This window comes from Nocardioides sp. P4_G10 (genome assembly GCF_056401175.1).
Window position 1 is genome coordinate 167422 of record NZ_JBFUJV010000002.1, and the last position, 15185, is coordinate 182606.

Genomic DNA, 15185 nt, shown 5'->3' on the forward strand with positions numbered 1-15185 from the left:
CGGCGGGGCTCAGGCCTCGCCGGCGTGCCCGCGGAGCAGGTCGCCGAACGGCGTCACGTCGGCCGCGACCTGCGTGCCGGACGTACGCCGCGGGCGCGCCGCGAGGTCGGGGGCGAACCCACCGACGCCGTAGCCGCCCTGGCTGAGCACCAGCGCGGCGAGCTCGGCGGCGGCGCGGGTGATCCGGTCGGAGAGGCCGTGGCTGCCGAAGTCCTCGGTCGCGGCGAAGATCCCGGTGGGTACGACGACCGCGCGGAGGTAGGCGAACAGCGGCCGCAGCGCGTGGTCGAGCACCAGCGAGTGCCGGGCACTCCCGGCGGCCGCGGCGATCAGCACCGGCGTACCGGCCAGCGAGTCCTTGTCGAGGGCGTCGAAGAACATCTTGAACAGCCCGCTGTAGCTGCCGTTGAAGACCGGCGTCACGACGATCATCCCGTCGGCCGCGGCGACCTGCTCGCGCAGCTCGGTCAGCCGCGGCGTCGGGATGCCGCCGGTGACCATGAAGGTCGCCAGCTCACCGGCGACCTCGCGCAGCTCGATGAACTCGATGTCCGCCGACTCGCCACGGGCGGTGACCTGCGCGGTCGTCGCCTCGGCGAGCTGGTCGGCCAGGAGCCGGGTGGACGACGGGACGGTCAGTCCCGCCGTCACCACGACGATGCGTCGGCTCATCCTTGCGCCTCGACAGACACGGCCTCGGCCTGCTGCGCGAGCTCCTCGGCGCGGGCCCGGGCGGGCTCGACGAGGTGGTGCGGGGCATCGGGACCGGCCGCGACGAGGGACGCGTGGGTGGGCGGGTCGCTGGGCACGTGGGCCGGGCGACGGCGCTCGAACTCCGTGCGCAGCACCGGCACGACCTCGGTGCCGAGCATCTCGATCTGCTCGAGCGCCAGCGAGGTGGGCAGGCCGGCGTGGTCCATGAGGAACAGCTGGCGCTGGTAGTCGCCCACGTAGTCGGCGAAGCCCAGGGTGCGCTCGATGACCTGCTCGGGCGTGCCGACGGTCAGCGGGGTCATCTCGGTGAAGTCCTCCATCGACGGGCCGTGGCCGTAGACCGGGGCGTTGTCGAAGTAGGGCCGGAAGACGCGCTTGGCCTCGGCCTCGGTGGAGGCCATGAACGCCTGGCCACCCAGGCCGACGTAGGCCTGGTCGGCGGCGCCGTGGCCGTAGTGCTCGAAGCGGCGGCGGTAGAGCTTCACCATCTGCTCGGTGTGCTCCTTGTTCCAGAAGATGTGGTTGTGGAAGAAGCCGTCACCGTAGTAGGCCGCCTGCTCGGCGATCTCGGTGCTGCGGATCGACCCGTGCCACACGAACGGCGGCGTGCCGTCGAGCGGCGCGGGCGTCGAGGTGTAGCCCTGCAGCGGCGTGCGGAACTGGCCCTGCCAGTTCACGACCGGCTCGCGCCAGAGCTTGCGCAGCAGGTGGTAGTTCTCGACCGCGAGCTTGATGCCGTCGCGGATGTCCTTGCCGAACCACGGGTAGACCGGGCCGGTGTTGCCGCGGCCCATCATCAGGTCGACGCGACCGCCGGAGAGGTGCTGGAGGAACGCGTAGTCCTCGGCGATCTTCACCGGGTCGTTGGTGGTGATCAGCGTGGTGCTCGTGGAGAGCAGCAGCTTCTCGGTCTGCGCCGCGATGAAGCCGAGGTGCGTGGTCGGGGACGACACGACGAACGGCGGGTTGTGGTGCTCGCCGGTCGCGAAGACGTCGAGGCCGACCTCCTCCGCCTTGAGGGCGTACTGCGTCATCGCCGAGATGCGCTCGGCCTCGGACGGGGTGCGTCCGTCGGTCGGGTCCGTCGTGACGTCACCGACGCTGAAGATGCCGAACTGCATGAGGTCCTCCTGCGATTGGTTCCAACCGGTGGTTGAAGTTTGTACCACCTCCAACGGGACTGCCGCGCCCAGTATTCCTCGCGATCGGCCGTGGAATCGCCGGGGCACCTGCTGCGTTGGACCGGCATCCGGGCGCACGCTCGGATGGATCCCGCCGTCGACCTGTCCTCCCGACACCCGGCGGAACTGCTCTGCGAGAGGAGCGACGATGACCGACTTCACCCCCTTCGAGGACCTGCTGCGCGGACACGCGGGGCTGCTCGAGGACACCACCCACGACCGCTGGCTGCGGGCCCAGGCGCTCTTCGCGGAGCGCGGCTACCGCGAGGCGGCGGTCCTGCTGGCCGAGCTGCTCGACGACCCCGGCGACGTGGGGCACGAGCTCACCGACGTACGCCTGCTCCTGGCGCGCTCGCTGTTCCACTCGGCCCAGCTCGACGGCACGATCCGGGTCGCGACCGAGCTGCTCGAGCACGACCCCAACGAGCCCTACGCCCACCTGCTGGTGGGGCGCGCCCTCGAGCGCAAGGGGCTCAAGGACGAGGCGCAGCCGCACCTGCGCCTGGCCGAGCTGCTCGGCGGCTACCGCACCTGATCCGACCCACGGCGTGAGCGTTCGGGGGACGTCGTACGACGCCCTCCGGGCGCGCGTGCGAAGCCTCGGTGAACACTCGCCCGGAGCCCTCCTCCCGGCGCGACAGGGTCCGCCGACCGGCACATGCTGGGCACGTGACCAGCTACGGCGACCACACCGGACCGCTCGCCATCGCCCACCGGGGTGGCATGGGGCTCGCCCCCGAGAACACGCTCGCTGCCTTCGGCCGGGCCACCGCGCTCGGCCTGACCCACCTCGAGACCGACGTCCGCACGACCCGCGACGGACACGTCGTGTGCTTCCACGACCCCGCGCTGCGCCGGGTCACCGGCCATCCCGGGCGCGTCGCGGACCTGGACCTGGCCGACCTGCGCCGCCTCCGCGTCGGGGGCACCGACCGGATCCCGACGCTGGTCGAGGCGATGGCGTCCTTCCCGGACGCGAGGTTCGCGATCGACCTCAAGGACGAGGCGTCGATCGGGGCGATGGCGCGGCTGCTGCAGGCCAACCCCGGCTGGGCGGAGCGGGTCCTCGTGGCGGGGGCGTGGTCCCGCTGGCTGGACCGTCTCCGCGACGAGGCGCCGGGCGTGACGACGGCACTCGGCTGGCGCTCGCTGACCACACTCATCGCCTGCTCGCGCGGCGGCGTACGCCCTCCGGGGCTGCGGACCGACGTGCTCGCGGGTGGTGCGTTCGCGCACGTGCCGATCCGGCTCGGCCGGCTCCCCGTGCACTCCGAGCGGGTGATCCGGCGCGCCCACGAGCTCGGCATCCGGGTGGTCGTGTGGACCGTCGACGACCCCGCCGCGATGCGCGTGCTCCTCGACATGGGCGTGGACGGCATCATCACCGACCGCCCCGACCTGCTGCGCGAGGTGCTGATCAGCCGCGGCGAATGGCCGCGCGCGTCCGGCGTACGTCCCGCGACACCGGCGCCGGCGCCTGCGAGCGCCGGGTAGCCCGGGGGTCAGACGCGCTCGAGGGCCTCCGCCGCCAGGCCGTGCGAGACGGCCCAGAGCACCGCCTGGCTGCGGCTCTGCACGCCGGTCTTGCGGTAGGCGCTGCGGATGTAGGACTTCACGGAGTTCAGCGAGATCTGCATCTGTCGCGCGATGTCGTCGTTGCTCTTGCCGGTGGCGATGTGGGCGAGGGTCTCGCGCTCACGGGCGGTGAGGAAGTCGATCTGGGTGGTCGAGCGCAGGTCCTTGGTCGGCAGCACCGGCAGGAGCGGGGCGACGACGGTCTCGCCGAGGTGGATCGCGCGCAGGGCACGACCGAGCTGCTGGGCGTTGAGGCTCTTGGCGAGGTAGCCGGTGACGCCGTTGCCGAGCGGCTCGTGGGCCAGTCCGGGCTGGTGGTTCCACGTGTAGACCGCGACCCGGCGGATGTGCGGGTCGGTGACCGCGCGCTGCAGCGTGGTGTCACTGCGCGCCGTCCCGAAGGTCTCGACCAGCGCGATGTCGACCGGCAGGCGAGAGCGGTCCTTGATCGTCCCGAGCTCGAAGCCGCCGAGCGTCTTCAGCATGCTGTCGAGGCCTCGCCTCACGAGCTCGTCGCCGCCGAGCAGCGCGACACGGATGTCCATGCTCATCATCTGGTGGGTCCTAGGGATCGCCTCGGAGAGACGGAACCTCCATCTCCCGACGACCCCCCGACCGTCACTGGGGACAGTAACCCGGGGGGGTGCCCGGCATTCACATCAGTGGTGCCAGCACGACCATTTTCACCCCCTCGGGTGAGCCTGGCCTTGATCCTGATACCCCCTAGGGGTATCTTGGATCCATGAGCGAGCAGCACGGCCACCTCGAGGGCAACGACGAAGCCGTCCAGGCGCACCTCAAGCGCCTCCGCCGGATCGAGGGGCAGGTCCGCGGGATCCAGCGGATGGTCGAGGAGGAGAAGTACTGCATCGACATCCTCACCCAGGTGTCCGCGGCGACGAAGGCGCTCCAGGCGCTCGCGCTCAGCCTGCTCGACGACCACATGGCGCACTGCCTCGTCGACGCCGCCCGGCAGGGCGGGGCCGAGCAGGAGCAGAAGCTCAAGGAGGCCTCCGAGGCCATCGCCCGCCTCGTGAAGTCCTGACCCCGCGCCCCCCTTCCCACGTTTGCAGGAGCACCCCATGAGCCAGACCACCACCTACACCGTCACCGGGATGACCTGCGGCCACTGCGCCGCGTCGGTCACCGAGGAGATCTCCGAGATCGCGGGCGTCGAGGACGTCGCCGTCGTCGTCAAGACCGGAGCCGTCACCGTCACCAGCGCGACCCCCCTCGACGACTCGGCCGTCCGCGCCGCCGTCGAGGAGGCCGGCTACGCCGTCGCCTGAGAGCGGTGACCTGTCAGCGAGCGCCAGCGAGCCGACAGGGCGCCGAGTCGAGTTCTTGAAACCCCAGCCCGAAGGAGCCTGACCATGAGCACGCCGCTGCGTGTCCTCGCGTTCGTGTCGGCCCTGGCCGTCGCGTTCGCGCTGGCATGGGGCGGGGGCCGGCTCGTCGGCCCGCTCGACACCGAACCCGTCGCGCACGAGGGCGCCGCCCACGGTGCCGACGCCTCGCACGACGACGAGGCCGGGTCGCACGACGACCACTCCTCCGCCGTCGCCGAGGCGACCGGGCTCACCGCCCGCGCCGACGGCTTCACGCTCGCGCTCGCCGACCGTACGCCGGCCGCCGGGCGCACCCGCCTCGACTTCCAGGTGCTCACCTCCAGCGGGCGCCCCCTGCTCGACTACACGCGCGAGCACGAGAAGGACCTGCACCTCATCGTCGTACGCCGCGACCTGACCGGCTTCCAGCACGTGCACCCGCGGCTCGACCGCAGCACCGGCACCTGGTCGGTGGACGTGCGGCTCACGCCCGGCGTGTGGCGGGTCGTGGCCGACCTCGTGCCCGCGGGCTGGGAGGGCATCACGCTGGCCGACGACGTGTCGGTCGCCGGAGACTTCACGCCCGCCGCCCTGCCGGCCGACGACCGGATCGCAGAGGTCGAGACCGACGCGGGCACCTACACCGTGACCCTGGCGGGTGACACCGCGCCGGGGGCGTCGACCGTCCTCACGACGCGCATCGAGCTCGACGGCGAGCCGGTCACCGATCTCGAGCCCTACCTCGGCGCCTACGGCCACCTCGTCGCGATGCGCGCCGGCGACCTGGGCTACCTCCACGTCCACCCCGAGGAGGGTCCGGCCGGCCCGGGCATCGACTTCGCGACGGCGTTCCCCGAGCCGGGGACGTACCGCCTGTTCCTGGACTTCCAGCACCGCAGGCAGGTGCACACCGCGGCGTTCACGGTCGAGTCGGGCGGGGCTCCGGCGGCCGACTCCGCCGACGGCTCCGAGGACAACTCCGGCGACGGCTCCGGGCATGCGGAGGGAGGCGACCATGACCACTGAGTCGAGCGCTGAGGCCCAGCCGCTGAGCGACGTCGAGCTGGCGATCACCGGCATGACGTGCGCGTCCTGCGCCAACCGCATCGAGCGCAAGCTCAACAAGCTCGACGGCGTCTCGGCCACCGTCAACTACGCCACCGAGAAGGCGAAGGTCTCCTTCCCCGTCACCGTCTCGACCGACGACCTGCTCCGGACCGTCGAGGCCGCGGGCTACGCCGCCGCGCTGCCGACTCCGCCCGACGAGGTCACCGCGGCCGAACCGGAGCGCGACCCGCTGCTGCAGCGACTGCTCGTCAGCACCGCCCTCAGCATCCCCGTCGTCGCGATGGCGATGGTCCCGGCCTGGCAGTTCACCTACTGGCAGTGGGCCTCGCTGGCCCTGGCCGCGCCCGTCGTCGTGTGGGGCGCGTGGCCCTTCCACCGCGCGGCGTGGACCAACCTGCGCCACGGCGCGACGACGATGGACACGCTGGTGTCGGTCGGCGTGCTGGCCGCGTTCGGCTGGTCGCTGTGGGCGCTCTTCCTCGGCACCGCCGGCGAACCGGGCATGACGCACCCGTTCCAGATCTCGATCGACCGCACCGACGGCGCGGGCAACATCTACCTCGAGGCCGCGGCCGGGGTGACGACGTTCCTCCTCGCCGGACGCTGGCTGGAGCACCGCTCCAAGCGGCGCGCGGGCGCGGCGCTCCGGGCGCTGCTCGAGCTCGGCGTCCGCGACGTGGCGGTGCTGCGCGACGACGCCTCTGGTGGGCGGAGCGAGACCCGGATCCCGGTCGACCAGCTCGCGGTGGGCGACCTGTTCGTCGTACGCCCCGGCGAGAAGGTCGCCACCGACGGCGAGGTCGTCGAGGGCAGCTCTGCCGTCGACGCCTCGATGCTCACCGGTGAGTCGGTCCCGGTGGAGGTCAAGCCCGGCGATGCCGTCGTCGGCGCCACGGTCAACGCCGGTGGCCGGCTCGTCGTCCGCGCCACCCGCGTCGGCGCCGACACCCAGCTCGCGCAGATGGCTCGGCTGGTCGAGGACGCGCAGAACGGCAAGGCCGAGGTGCAACGCCTCGCCGACCGCGTGTCCGGCGTCTTCGTGCCGATCGTCATCGGCCTGTCCGTCGCGACGCTGGGCTTCTGGCTCGGCGCCGGGGCGGGCGCCACGGCAGCCTTCACCGCCGCGGTCGCCGTCCTGATCATCGCGTGCCCCTGTGCCCTCGGCCTTGCCACGCCGACCGCGCTGATGGTCGGCACCGGCCGCGGCGCCCAGCTCGGCATCCTCATCAAGGGTCCCGAGGTCCTCGAGTCGACCCGGCGCGTGGACACGATCGTGCTCGACAAGACCGGCACCGTGACCACCGGCGAGATGACCGTCCACGACGTGGTGGTCGCCGAGGGCGAGTCCGTCGACGACGTACGACGCCTCGCGGCGGCGCTCGAGTCGGCGTCCGAGCACCCGATCGGCCGGGCGATCGCCGCCGCCGGCGTGTCTGAGGACGCGGCGTACGCGAACGAGCCCGGGATCCGTCCACCACGTCCTCAGCTACCTGTGGTCGAGGACTTCGCCAGCCGCGAGGGGCTGGGTGTCGAGGGCGTCGTCGAGGGCCACGCCGTCGTCGTCGGCCGGCCGAGCCTGCTCGCAGACTGGGCGCAGCACCTCCCGCCGTCGCTCGACGCCGCCGTCCGGCGGGCGCAGGGCGAGGGCCGCACCGCCGTCGCCGTCGGCTGGGACGGCCGCGCGCGGGGCGTCATCGTCGTCGGCGACACCGTGAAGCCCACGTCCGCGCAGGCCGTCGCCGCGCTGCGCGACCTCGGCCTGACCCCGATCCTGCTCACCGGCGACAACGAGGCCGCCGCCCGCCAGGTCGCCGACCAGGTCGGCATCGAGACCGTCGTGGCCGACGTACTGCCGGCTGACAAGGTCGCCGAGGTCCAGCGGCTCCAGGCCGCCGGCAAGGTCGTCGCGATGGTGGGCGACGGGGTGAACGACGCCGCGGCCCTCGCCCAGGCCGACCTCGGGCTGTCGATGGGCACCGGCACCGACGTGGCCATCGAGGCCGGCGACCTGACCCTCGTGCGCGGCGACCTGCTCGTCGCGGTGGACGCCATCCGGCTCTCCCGCCGCACCCTCGGCACGATCAAGGGCAACCTCTTCTGGGCCTTCGCCTACAACGTCGCCGCGCTCCCCCTCGCCGCCGCCGGCCTCCTCAACCCGATGCTCGCCGGCGCCGCGATGGCGTTCTCCAGCGTCTTCGTCGTGACCAACAGCCTCCGGCTGCGGGGGTTCCGCTCCTCCGTCGCCTGAGGTATCTAGGGCACGGGCGACCCCTGACCGGCCGCCGAGCGGTGCCCCAGCCACCTTCCGGCAGGCGCGAAGGTGGCTCACGCACCGCCCGCCCGCGCGTCGTACGACGACACCCGTGAACACAAGGTGCACAACGGTGACCCGCGGCCCGCGGGTGGGGAGTGTGACCGGCGACACACTCCCCGAACTAGGAGCACCCATGCACCGGCGCATCCCCCTGGCCACCCTCGCCTGCCTGTCGATGTTCACGCTCGCTGCGTGCGGTGGCGGCGAGGCCGACCCGGCCACCTTCCCCGACGACGACATCACCCTGGTGGTGCCGTTCGCGGCCGGTGGGCCGACCGACACCGTCACCCGCCTCATCGCCGAGCCGATGTCCGAGGAGCTCGGCGCGGAGATCGTCGTGCAGAACGTCGAGGGTGCGGGCGGCACCGTCGCGGCCGGTCAGGTCGCCGACGCGGACCCCGACGGCTACGAGGTGCTGATCCACCACATCGGCATGTCGACGGCCCCGGGCCTCTACCCCGACCTGGCCTACGACCCGCTGGAGGACTTCAAGACCGTCGGCCTGGTCACCGACGTGCCGATGACGATCGTCGCGCGGAAGGACTTCGAGCCCGAGACGCTCGACGAGCTCGCGACCTACGTCGAGGAGAACGCCGACACGGTCACCCTCGCCAACGCCGGCGTGGGCGCCGCCTCCCAGCTGTGCGGCCTCCTCATCGAGCAGCAGCTCGGCGTCGACCTCACCGAGGTGCCGTACGACGGCACCGGTCCGGCGCTGACCGACCTCGTCGGCGGCCAGGTCGACTTCATGTGCGACCAGACCACCAACACGGCCGCGCAGATCCAGTCCGGCGACATCAAGGCGTACGCCGTCACGACGCCGGAGCCGATCGAGGCGCTGCCCGACCTCCCGACGACCGCCGAGGAGGGCTGGTCGGACGTCGAGGTCGGCGTGTGGCACGGGCTCTACGTCCCGTCCGAGACGCCCGACGAGATCGTCGAGAAGCTGACCGCGGCCCTCGAGGTGGCGCTGCAGGACCAGAACGTCATCGACAGCATGGCCGACCTCGGCACCACCCCCGCGCCGGCCGAGGACGTCACCCCTGACGCCCACACGGCCAAGCTCCAGGAGCAGATCGACCTCTGGACCCCGATCATCGAGGAGTCCGGAGTCACCGGCGGATGAGCACCGACCACACCCTCGTGGACGGCGCCGGGCACCGCCCGGCGCCGTTCCGGCCGGACCTCTACGCGGGCGCCGCGTTCGTCGTGCTGGGCCTCGCGTTCGCCATCGGCGGCTCGAGGTACGACGTCGGCTCGGCGCTGCGGATGGGCTCGGGCTACGTCCCGCTGGTCCTCGGCGGCATCCTGGTCGTGCTCGGGGTCCTCATCGTCGCGATGGGTTTCCGTGGTGGCGATCCGTCGATCCGCGATGTCCAGCGGGAGCCGATCCCGTGGCTACGCGGCGGGCTGCTCGTGGCGGCGATCATGTTCTTCGGGTTCTTCGTCTCCGGCCTCGGGCTCGGCCCGACGCTGTTCGTGACGACGTTCATCGCCGCGATGGCCGGGCACGGCACCAGCCCCCTCAAGGCAGCACTGACGGCCGCTGGCATCACCGCGCTGTGCCTGGTCGTCTTCGTGGCGCTGCTGCAGCTGCGGCTGCCGCTGCTCGGCGACTGGTTGGGAGGCTGACGTGGACGGCATCCTCCTCGGCCTCGAGACCGCGCTCCAGCCGACCAACATCCTCATCTGCCTGCTGGGCGTCACGCTCGGCACAGCGGTGGGCGTGCTGCCCGGCATCGGGCCCACGGCGACGGTGGCACTGCTGCTGCCGATCACCTTCGAGTTCGACCCGGTCGCCTCGCTGATCATGCTCGCCGGCATCTACTACGGCGCGCAGTACGGCGGCTCGACGACGGCCATCCTGCTCAACCTGCCCGGTGAGTCGTCATCGGTGGTGACGGCGCTCGACGGGCACCAGATGGCCCGACAAGGGCGGGCCGGACCGGCCCTGGCGACGGCGGCCCTGGGGTCGTTCTTCGCCGGGACCGTGGGCACCATCGTGCTCGCCCTGTTCGCCCCGCCCCTGGCGCAGCTGGCGCTGAAGTTCGGGCCGGCGGACTACTTCGCGATCGTCGTCCTCGGCCTCATCGCGAGCATCGCGCTCGCCAGCGGGTCGGCGGTCAAGGCGCTCGCGATGATCGTGCTGGGCCTGCTGCTCGGCACGATCGGCCAGGACCAGTTCACCGGCGTCCCACGCTTCACCTTCGGGGTGCGCGAGCTCTACGGCGGCCTGGACTTCGTCTCGCTCGCGGTCGGCCTCTTCGGCCTCGCGGAGATCATCCGCAACCTGGAGACGAAGAACTCGTCCTCGATCGTCACGAAGAAGGTGGAGGGACTCTGGCTGAGCAAGGACGACTTCCGCCGCATCCGCAACCCGGTCCTCCGTGGCACGGCCCTCGGGTCGGTGCTCGGCGTGCTGCCCGGCGGCGGGCACGTGCTGGCCAGCTTCACGTCGTACTCCGTGGAGAAGAACCTCTCGAAGGAGCCGAAGAAGTTCGGCACCGGCGTCATCGAGGGGGTCGCGGCGCCCGAGTCGGCCAACAACGCCGCGGCGCAGACGTCGTTCATCCCGCTGCTGTCGCTCGGCCTGCCGGCGCACCCGGTGATGGCGCTGCTCGTCGGCGCCTTCATCATCCAGGGCATCACCCCGGGCCCCAACGTCATCAACGACGAGCCCGAGCTGGTGTGGGGCCTGATCGCCTCGATGTGGGTGGGCAACCTGCTGCTGGTGGCGCTCAACCTGCCGCTCATCGGCATCTGGGTGAAGATGCTCTCGGTGCCCTACGAGGTGATGTTCCCGGCGATCATCGCCTTCGCCTCGATCGGCTGCTACTCCCTCGGCCTCAACTCGTGGGACGTGTTCGCGATCGCCGCCGCGGGTGTCGTGGGCTACTTCCTCATCCGGTGGGGTTGCGAGGCCGCGCCGCTGCTGCTCGGCTTCGTGCTCGGGCCGCTGCTCGAGGAGAACCTCCGCCGCGCGATGATCATCAGCCGGGGCGACCCGACGGTCTTCCTGACCCGGCCGATCTCCGCGTCGCTGCTGATCCTCGCCGCGCTGATCATCATGATCGCGGTGCTGCCGTCGGTACGCCGCAAGCGTGAGGTCGTCTTCCAGGGCGAGGACGACTAGGTCCGTCCATCGAGCGGTGAGTGAGACAGGTCCTGGTCGCCAGGAACCTGTCTCACTCACCGCTCGTGCGTCACCGTTTGGAAGACGAGTGCTGCCAGCGGTACTCGACCTCCGGCCGACCGCTGCCCCCGTAGCGCAGCGACCGGGCGACGACCCCGATGTCGGCGAGGTGCTCCAGGTAGCGCCGGGCGGTGACGCGCGAGCTCTCCAGCTTCTCCCCGAGCTCCCGCGCGGACAGCACGCAAGGAGGCGTGCGGAGGTGGTCCATCGCCTCGTGCAGCCGCTCCGCGGTGAGCCCCTTGGGGAGGGCGCCGTCGGAGGTGGCGACGCGCAGCGAGCCGAGCATCCGGTCGACCTCGTCCTGCATCACCTGCTCGGGGGCGTCGCCGAGCTGCCGGCGGTAGTCGGCGTACTGCTCGAGCTTGGCGCGGAACATCGGGAACGTGAACGGCTTGATCAGGTAGAGCACGACCCCGTGGGCGACCGCGCGGCGCACCATCTCGGCGTCGCGCGCTGAGGTGACCGCGATGACGTCGCACATGGTGCCGCCGGCGCGCAGGTTGCGGAGCAGGCCGAGGCCGTGGCCGTCGGGGAGGTACATGTCGAGCAGCACCAGGTCGACCTCGCGGTCGCCGAGCATGCGGGCGGCCTCGGTCGCTGAGTTGGCGACGCCGACGACGTCGAAGCCCGCGACGCGGCGGGTGTACTCCGCGTGCGCCTCTGCGACGAGCGGCTCGTCCTCGACGACCAGGACCCGGACGCTCACTCCGGCACCTCCGCGCTCGCCGGCTCGGGCGCCCGCCCCAGTACGACGACCATCTCGGCGCCGCCGAGCTCGGACCGTCCGATCCGCACCCCGCCGCCGAGGCGCCGGGCGACCTGCGAGACGAGGGCAAGGCCCACGCCGTGCGCGTCCCCGGCGTCGGCCTTCGACGTCCAGCCGCGCTCGAGGGCGTGGGCGGCCTCCTCGGGGGTGAGCCCGGGTCCGCTGTCGCCGACGACGAGCCGCGCGTGGCCGGGCGAGCCCTCGAGGTGCACCACGATGCGGCGGTCGGCGGCGCCGGCGACGGCGTCGATCGCGTTGTCGACGAGGTTGCCGAGGACGGTGACGAGGTCGCGCGGGGAGCCGACGGCGAACGACGCCGGCAGCTCTCCGGTGACGGTGAGCGAGATGCCGCGCTCCGCGGCCTCCGCGGACTTGCCGAGCAGCAGCGCTGCGACGACCGGGTCGCCGACCGCGCCGACGACGCGGTCGGTCAGCATCTGGGCGACCTTCAGCTCGTCGGTGACGAAGTCGATCGCCTCCTCGGTGCGCCCGATCTCGATGAGGGAGACCACGGTGTGCAGCCGGTTGGCGGCCTCGTGGGTCTGCGCCCGCAGCGACTCGGTGAGGCCACGGACGATGTCGAGCTCGCCGGTGACGGCCTGCAGCTCGGTGTGGTCGCGCAGGGTGACCACCGCGCCGACCTCCTTGCCGTCCCAGAAGGCGGCGCTGGAGCTGGCGACCAGGACGTGGTCGCCGGTCACGTAGACCTCGTCGGCACCGCGTTCGCCGGACGCCGCCTCGACGAGCGCCGGCGGCAGGCCGAGGTCGTCGAGCGAGCGACCGACCACGTCGCCGGGCAGGCTGAGCAGCCGGCGCGCCTCGTCGTTGACGAGCTGGACCCGGCCGTCGAGGTCGATGAGCAGCAGTCCCTCGCGGACGGCGTGCAGGACCGCGCTGTAGTACTCGTACATCCGGGTGATCTCGCGCTCGCCCATGCCGTGGGTCTGGCGCCGCAGCCGCTGCGCGATCAGCCACGCCCCCACGATCCCGACGATGAGCACCACGACCGCGGCGACGACGATGTCGGTGAACTCGTCGACGAGCAGGTCGTCGAGCTGGGTCAGGGTGATCCCGACCGCGACCAGCGCCACCACGGGCGAGCCGGTGTTGGTGTCCGAGGCCGAGCTCGGCCCGAAGACCGGCACGATCGCCCGGATCGACGGCCCCAGCGTGCCGACGTACTCCTCGGTGTAGACCTCACCGTCGGGCGCCCCGCCGAGGTTGCCGATGAAGGTCTTGCCGAGCTGCTCCTGGTTGGGGTGCGACCACCGCGTGCGGTCGCGGTCCATCACCACGACGAAGTCGACGCCGGTGTCGACGCGCACCGCCTCGGCGTACGGCTGGAGCAGAGCGGTCGGTTCGCTGGTCGCCATCGCCTCGCGGACCACCGGCGAGCGCGCCACCGCCCTCGCGACCGACACCGCCTCGTCGCGGGCGCTGGCCCGGATGTCGTTGCGCGCGTCGTAGGTCGCGAGGGCGAGGGCCGTGACGACCAGGACCAGCACCACGATCAGCTGCAGGACCAGCACCTGGCGCGCCACGGACTGCTCGTGGCGAGGTCGCGTCAGCACCGGCACATCGTAGGTGCGGTCGTGACGCCCCTCACCCGCTCAGCCACGGGTCACGGCTCGATCCCGATGCCCGGGGCCCGCGACCAGGCCCGCTCCTGCGCGGCGCTCATCGTCGGCCACCGGTGGCCGCCCGGGCGCGCCTCGACGCGGCTGTCGTACGACGTCGGCTCGAAGGTCGGGTCGAGGAAGCAGCCGCTGCCGTACGTCGAGTCGTTGCCCGCGCAGGAGGCTGCGACGCCGGCGGGCGTCGGCTCGACGCCGGTGTCGACCCACGTGTCCACCGCGTCGAGCACGGCGGCGTACCCGCTGTTGCTCAGCGAGCTGTGCTCGGACTCGCGGCTGAAGACCTGCACCAGCGCGTCGGCGGTGCCGGCGCCCTCCCGGGTCGCGCGGTAGGCCGACTCGTGCTCGACGAACGCGGTCGGGTCGTCGATGGCGTGGAGGGTCACGGTCGGGATGGTGACCGCGCCGGTGAGGTCGCTGTCCCAGGTGAGGTCGCGCTTGGCGTCCGGGTCGGCGGAGAACCGCTGGACGCCCTGGTTGAGCGCCTTGTCGTCGTGGCTGCCGGAGTAGTGCACGCCCCTGTTGCTGAACGGGTTCCGGCCGTCGAGCCGGTGGTGGACGATGTCGCGGAAGGTGAAGGTGGCGAAGCGCAGGTGCGACTCGAGGGTGCGCTCGGGCACCTTCGTGACGGCGAGGATGTCGTCGAGGTTGCGCTGCTGCAGCGGCGTGCGGTCGGCCGGTGCGGACTGGTAGCCGGTGCACTCCTGCAGGCGCGAGCGGAGACCGGCCGACGTCATCGTCGAGTCCTCGCGCAGCCCCATCCAGAGCGGGTACTGCGGCTCGGTCGGGCGCGGGTGGTTGCCGCAGTAGTACTGGTAGACCACGCGCAGGTCGACGCGGTAGTCGTAGCCGCGGGAGGCCCCGGCCAGCACGCCGTTGGTGAGCAGCACGCCGTCGTACGACGTCGGGTGCACCTCGACGAGCTTGGCGGCGACGTCACCGCCCCACGACTGGCCGTGCGCGAGCGTCGTACCGGGCACGCCGAACGTCGCCTCGAAGACCTGGCGAGCGCTCTCGGTGTCGGCGACGGCCATCCGGGTGCCGTAGCCGCCGCGACGGTAGGCCGAGCCGACCCAGGCGTAGCCCTCGCGCGCCATCACCGCCCAGCGGTCCAGGTCCTCGACGCTGCGGGCCGGGTCGGACGCGTCACCGAGGTCGGGGCCGCCGTGGGCGTGGACGACGAGGTCGCCGTTCCAGTCGTGCGGGACCGCCATCGCGTAGTAGGCGCCGTTGTCGTCCTGGCCGGTCCAGCAGTCGGCGACATCGGCGACCCCGGCCGGGCAGGCCGACGGCGTCGGCCCGGTGGCAGCCGACGCGGGGACGGGCGCGAGCAGGGCGCCGGCAAGGACGGCCGAGCCGGCCGCGGTGACGGCGCGAGCAAGGTGCGAACGGTGGGGCATGACGAGCCTCCG

General features: G+C 72.2%; 15 protein-coding genes. 9 read left to right on the forward strand and 6 right to left on the reverse strand.

Features of this window, described 5'->3' with window-relative positions; genetic code table 11:
• Window positions 1-9: 9 nt before the first annotated feature.
• Both AC1DP1_RS04405 and AC1DP1_RS04410 read right to left on the reverse strand, forming a co-directional pair.
• Window positions 10-672 (reverse strand): FMN reductase, encoded by a 663-nt coding sequence (locus AC1DP1_RS04405; protein WP_300048204.1) that lies wholly within the window; start codon window positions 670-672, stop codon window positions 10-12.
• Window positions 669-1835, reverse strand: a complete 1167-nt coding sequence (locus AC1DP1_RS04410) for an LLM class flavin-dependent oxidoreductase (protein WP_477505810.1) — start codon at window positions 1833-1835, stop codon at window positions 669-671. Before AC1DP1_RS04410 ends, AC1DP1_RS04405 begins: the two co-directional genes overlap by 4 nt.
• Window positions 1836-2043: 208 nt before the next feature.
• Between AC1DP1_RS04410 and AC1DP1_RS04415 the strand changes: the two genes are divergently transcribed.
• Complete coding sequence (locus AC1DP1_RS04415; protein ID WP_300048208.1) at window positions 2044-2430, forward strand: tetratricopeptide repeat protein; 387 nt, start codon at window positions 2044-2046, stop codon at window positions 2428-2430.
• A 134-nt stretch (window positions 2431-2564) separates the two neighbouring features.
• On the forward strand, window positions 2565-3389 hold the full coding sequence (locus tag AC1DP1_RS04420; protein ID WP_477505811.1) for a glycerophosphodiester phosphodiesterase family protein: 825 nt from the start codon (window positions 2565-2567) through the stop codon (window positions 3387-3389).
• An 8-nt stretch (window positions 3390-3397) separates the two neighbouring features.
• Here the strand turns inward: AC1DP1_RS04420 and AC1DP1_RS04425 are convergent, their stop codons facing one another.
• Window positions 3398-4024 (reverse strand): response regulator transcription factor, encoded by a 627-nt coding sequence (locus AC1DP1_RS04425; protein ID WP_457188014.1) that lies wholly within the window; start codon window positions 4022-4024, stop codon window positions 3398-3400.
• A 188-nt stretch (window positions 4025-4212) separates the two neighbouring features.
• Here AC1DP1_RS04425 and AC1DP1_RS04430 point away from each other — a divergent pair, with 188 nt between their 5' ends.
• From AC1DP1_RS04430 to AC1DP1_RS04460, 7 genes are all read left to right on the forward strand, one after another.
• Entirely contained in the window at window positions 4213-4515 is a 303-nt protein-coding gene (locus tag AC1DP1_RS04430; RefSeq protein ID WP_129477404.1) for a metal-sensitive transcriptional regulator, read from the forward strand.
• Window positions 4516-4552: 37 nt separating this feature from the next.
• The gene (locus AC1DP1_RS04435; protein WP_477505812.1) at window positions 4553-4759 is read left to right on the forward strand and encodes a heavy-metal-associated domain-containing protein; all 207 of its coding nucleotides are present in this window, start codon (window positions 4553-4555) and stop codon (window positions 4757-4759) included.
• Between the two features lie 84 nt (window positions 4760-4843).
• Complete coding sequence (locus tag AC1DP1_RS04440) at window positions 4844-5824, forward strand: hypothetical protein (RefSeq protein WP_477505813.1); 981 nt, start codon at window positions 4844-4846, stop codon at window positions 5822-5824.
• Window positions 5814-8114, forward strand: coding sequence for a heavy metal translocating P-type ATPase (locus AC1DP1_RS04445; protein ID WP_477505814.1), 2301 nt, complete (start codon window positions 5814-5816; stop codon window positions 8112-8114). Before AC1DP1_RS04440 ends, AC1DP1_RS04445 begins: the two co-directional genes overlap by 11 nt.
• A 199-nt stretch (window positions 8115-8313) precedes the next feature.
• Window positions 8314-9306: a tripartite tricarboxylate transporter substrate-binding protein gene (locus tag AC1DP1_RS04450; RefSeq protein ID WP_477505815.1), complete on the forward strand. Its 993-nt coding sequence runs from the start codon at window positions 8314-8316 to the stop codon at window positions 9304-9306.
• Window positions 9303-9812, forward strand: a complete 510-nt coding sequence (locus AC1DP1_RS04455; protein ID WP_477505816.1) for a tripartite tricarboxylate transporter TctB family protein — start codon at window positions 9303-9305, stop codon at window positions 9810-9812. The genes AC1DP1_RS04450 and AC1DP1_RS04455 overlap by 4 nt, the downstream gene beginning before the upstream one ends.
• A gap of 1 nt (window position 9813) precedes the next feature.
• Entirely contained in the window at window positions 9814-11313 is a 1500-nt protein-coding gene (locus AC1DP1_RS04460; RefSeq protein WP_457188027.1) for a tripartite tricarboxylate transporter permease, read from the forward strand.
• A 70-nt stretch (window positions 11314-11383) separates the two neighbouring features.
• Here the strand turns inward: AC1DP1_RS04460 and AC1DP1_RS04465 are convergent, their stop codons facing one another.
• The 3 genes from AC1DP1_RS04465 to AC1DP1_RS04475 are packed head-to-tail and all read right to left on the reverse strand — an operon-like array spanning window position 11384 to window position 15173.
• Window positions 11384-12079, reverse strand: a complete 696-nt coding sequence (locus tag AC1DP1_RS04465) for a response regulator (protein ID WP_477505817.1) — start codon at window positions 12077-12079, stop codon at window positions 11384-11386.
• Window positions 12076-13710, reverse strand: a complete 1635-nt coding sequence (locus AC1DP1_RS04470) for a sensor histidine kinase (RefSeq protein ID WP_477505818.1) — start codon at window positions 13708-13710, stop codon at window positions 12076-12078. Before AC1DP1_RS04470 ends, AC1DP1_RS04465 begins: the two co-directional genes overlap by 4 nt.
• A 50-nt stretch (window positions 13711-13760) precedes the next feature.
• Window positions 13761-15173 carry an alpha/beta hydrolase family protein gene (locus tag AC1DP1_RS04475; RefSeq protein ID WP_477505819.1) on the reverse strand — a complete coding sequence of 471 codons (1413 nt, stop codon included), beginning with the start codon at window positions 15171-15173 and terminating at the stop codon, window positions 13761-13763.
• Window positions 15174-15185: the final 12 nt, after the last annotated feature.

Excerpts from the sequence above, each read along its gene's own strand:
- AC1DP1_RS04405 (WP_300048204.1), bottom strand. The coding sequence starts at position 672 with ATGAGCCGACGCATCGTCGTGGTGACGGCGGGACTGACCGTCCCGTCG.
- AC1DP1_RS04410 (WP_477505810.1), bottom strand. The coding sequence starts at position 1,835 with ATGCAGTTCGGCATCTTCAGCGTCGGTGACGTCACGACGGACCCGACC.
- AC1DP1_RS04415 (WP_300048208.1), top strand. The coding sequence starts at position 2,044 with ATGACCGACTTCACCCCCTTCGAGGACCTGCTGCGCGGACACGCGGGG.
- AC1DP1_RS04425 (WP_457188014.1), bottom strand. The coding sequence starts at position 4,024 with ATGATGAGCATGGACATCCGTGTCGCGCTGCTCGGCGGCGACGAGCTC.
- AC1DP1_RS04430 (WP_129477404.1), top strand. The coding sequence starts at position 4,213 with ATGAGCGAGCAGCACGGCCACCTCGAGGGCAACGACGAAGCCGTCCAG.
- AC1DP1_RS04435 (WP_477505812.1), top strand. The coding sequence starts at position 4,553 with ATGAGCCAGACCACCACCTACACCGTCACCGGGATGACCTGCGGCCAC.
- AC1DP1_RS04440 (WP_477505813.1), top strand. The coding sequence starts at position 4,844 with ATGAGCACGCCGCTGCGTGTCCTCGCGTTCGTGTCGGCCCTGGCCGTC.
- AC1DP1_RS04445 (WP_477505814.1), top strand. The coding sequence starts at position 5,814 with ATGACCACTGAGTCGAGCGCTGAGGCCCAGCCGCTGAGCGACGTCGAG.
- AC1DP1_RS04450 (WP_477505815.1), top strand. The coding sequence starts at position 8,314 with ATGCACCGGCGCATCCCCCTGGCCACCCTCGCCTGCCTGTCGATGTTC.
- AC1DP1_RS04455 (WP_477505816.1), top strand. The coding sequence starts at position 9,303 with ATGAGCACCGACCACACCCTCGTGGACGGCGCCGGGCACCGCCCGGCG.
- AC1DP1_RS04475 (WP_477505819.1), bottom strand. The coding sequence starts at position 15,173 with ATGCCCCACCGTTCGCACCTTGCTCGCGCCGTCACCGCGGCCGGCTCG.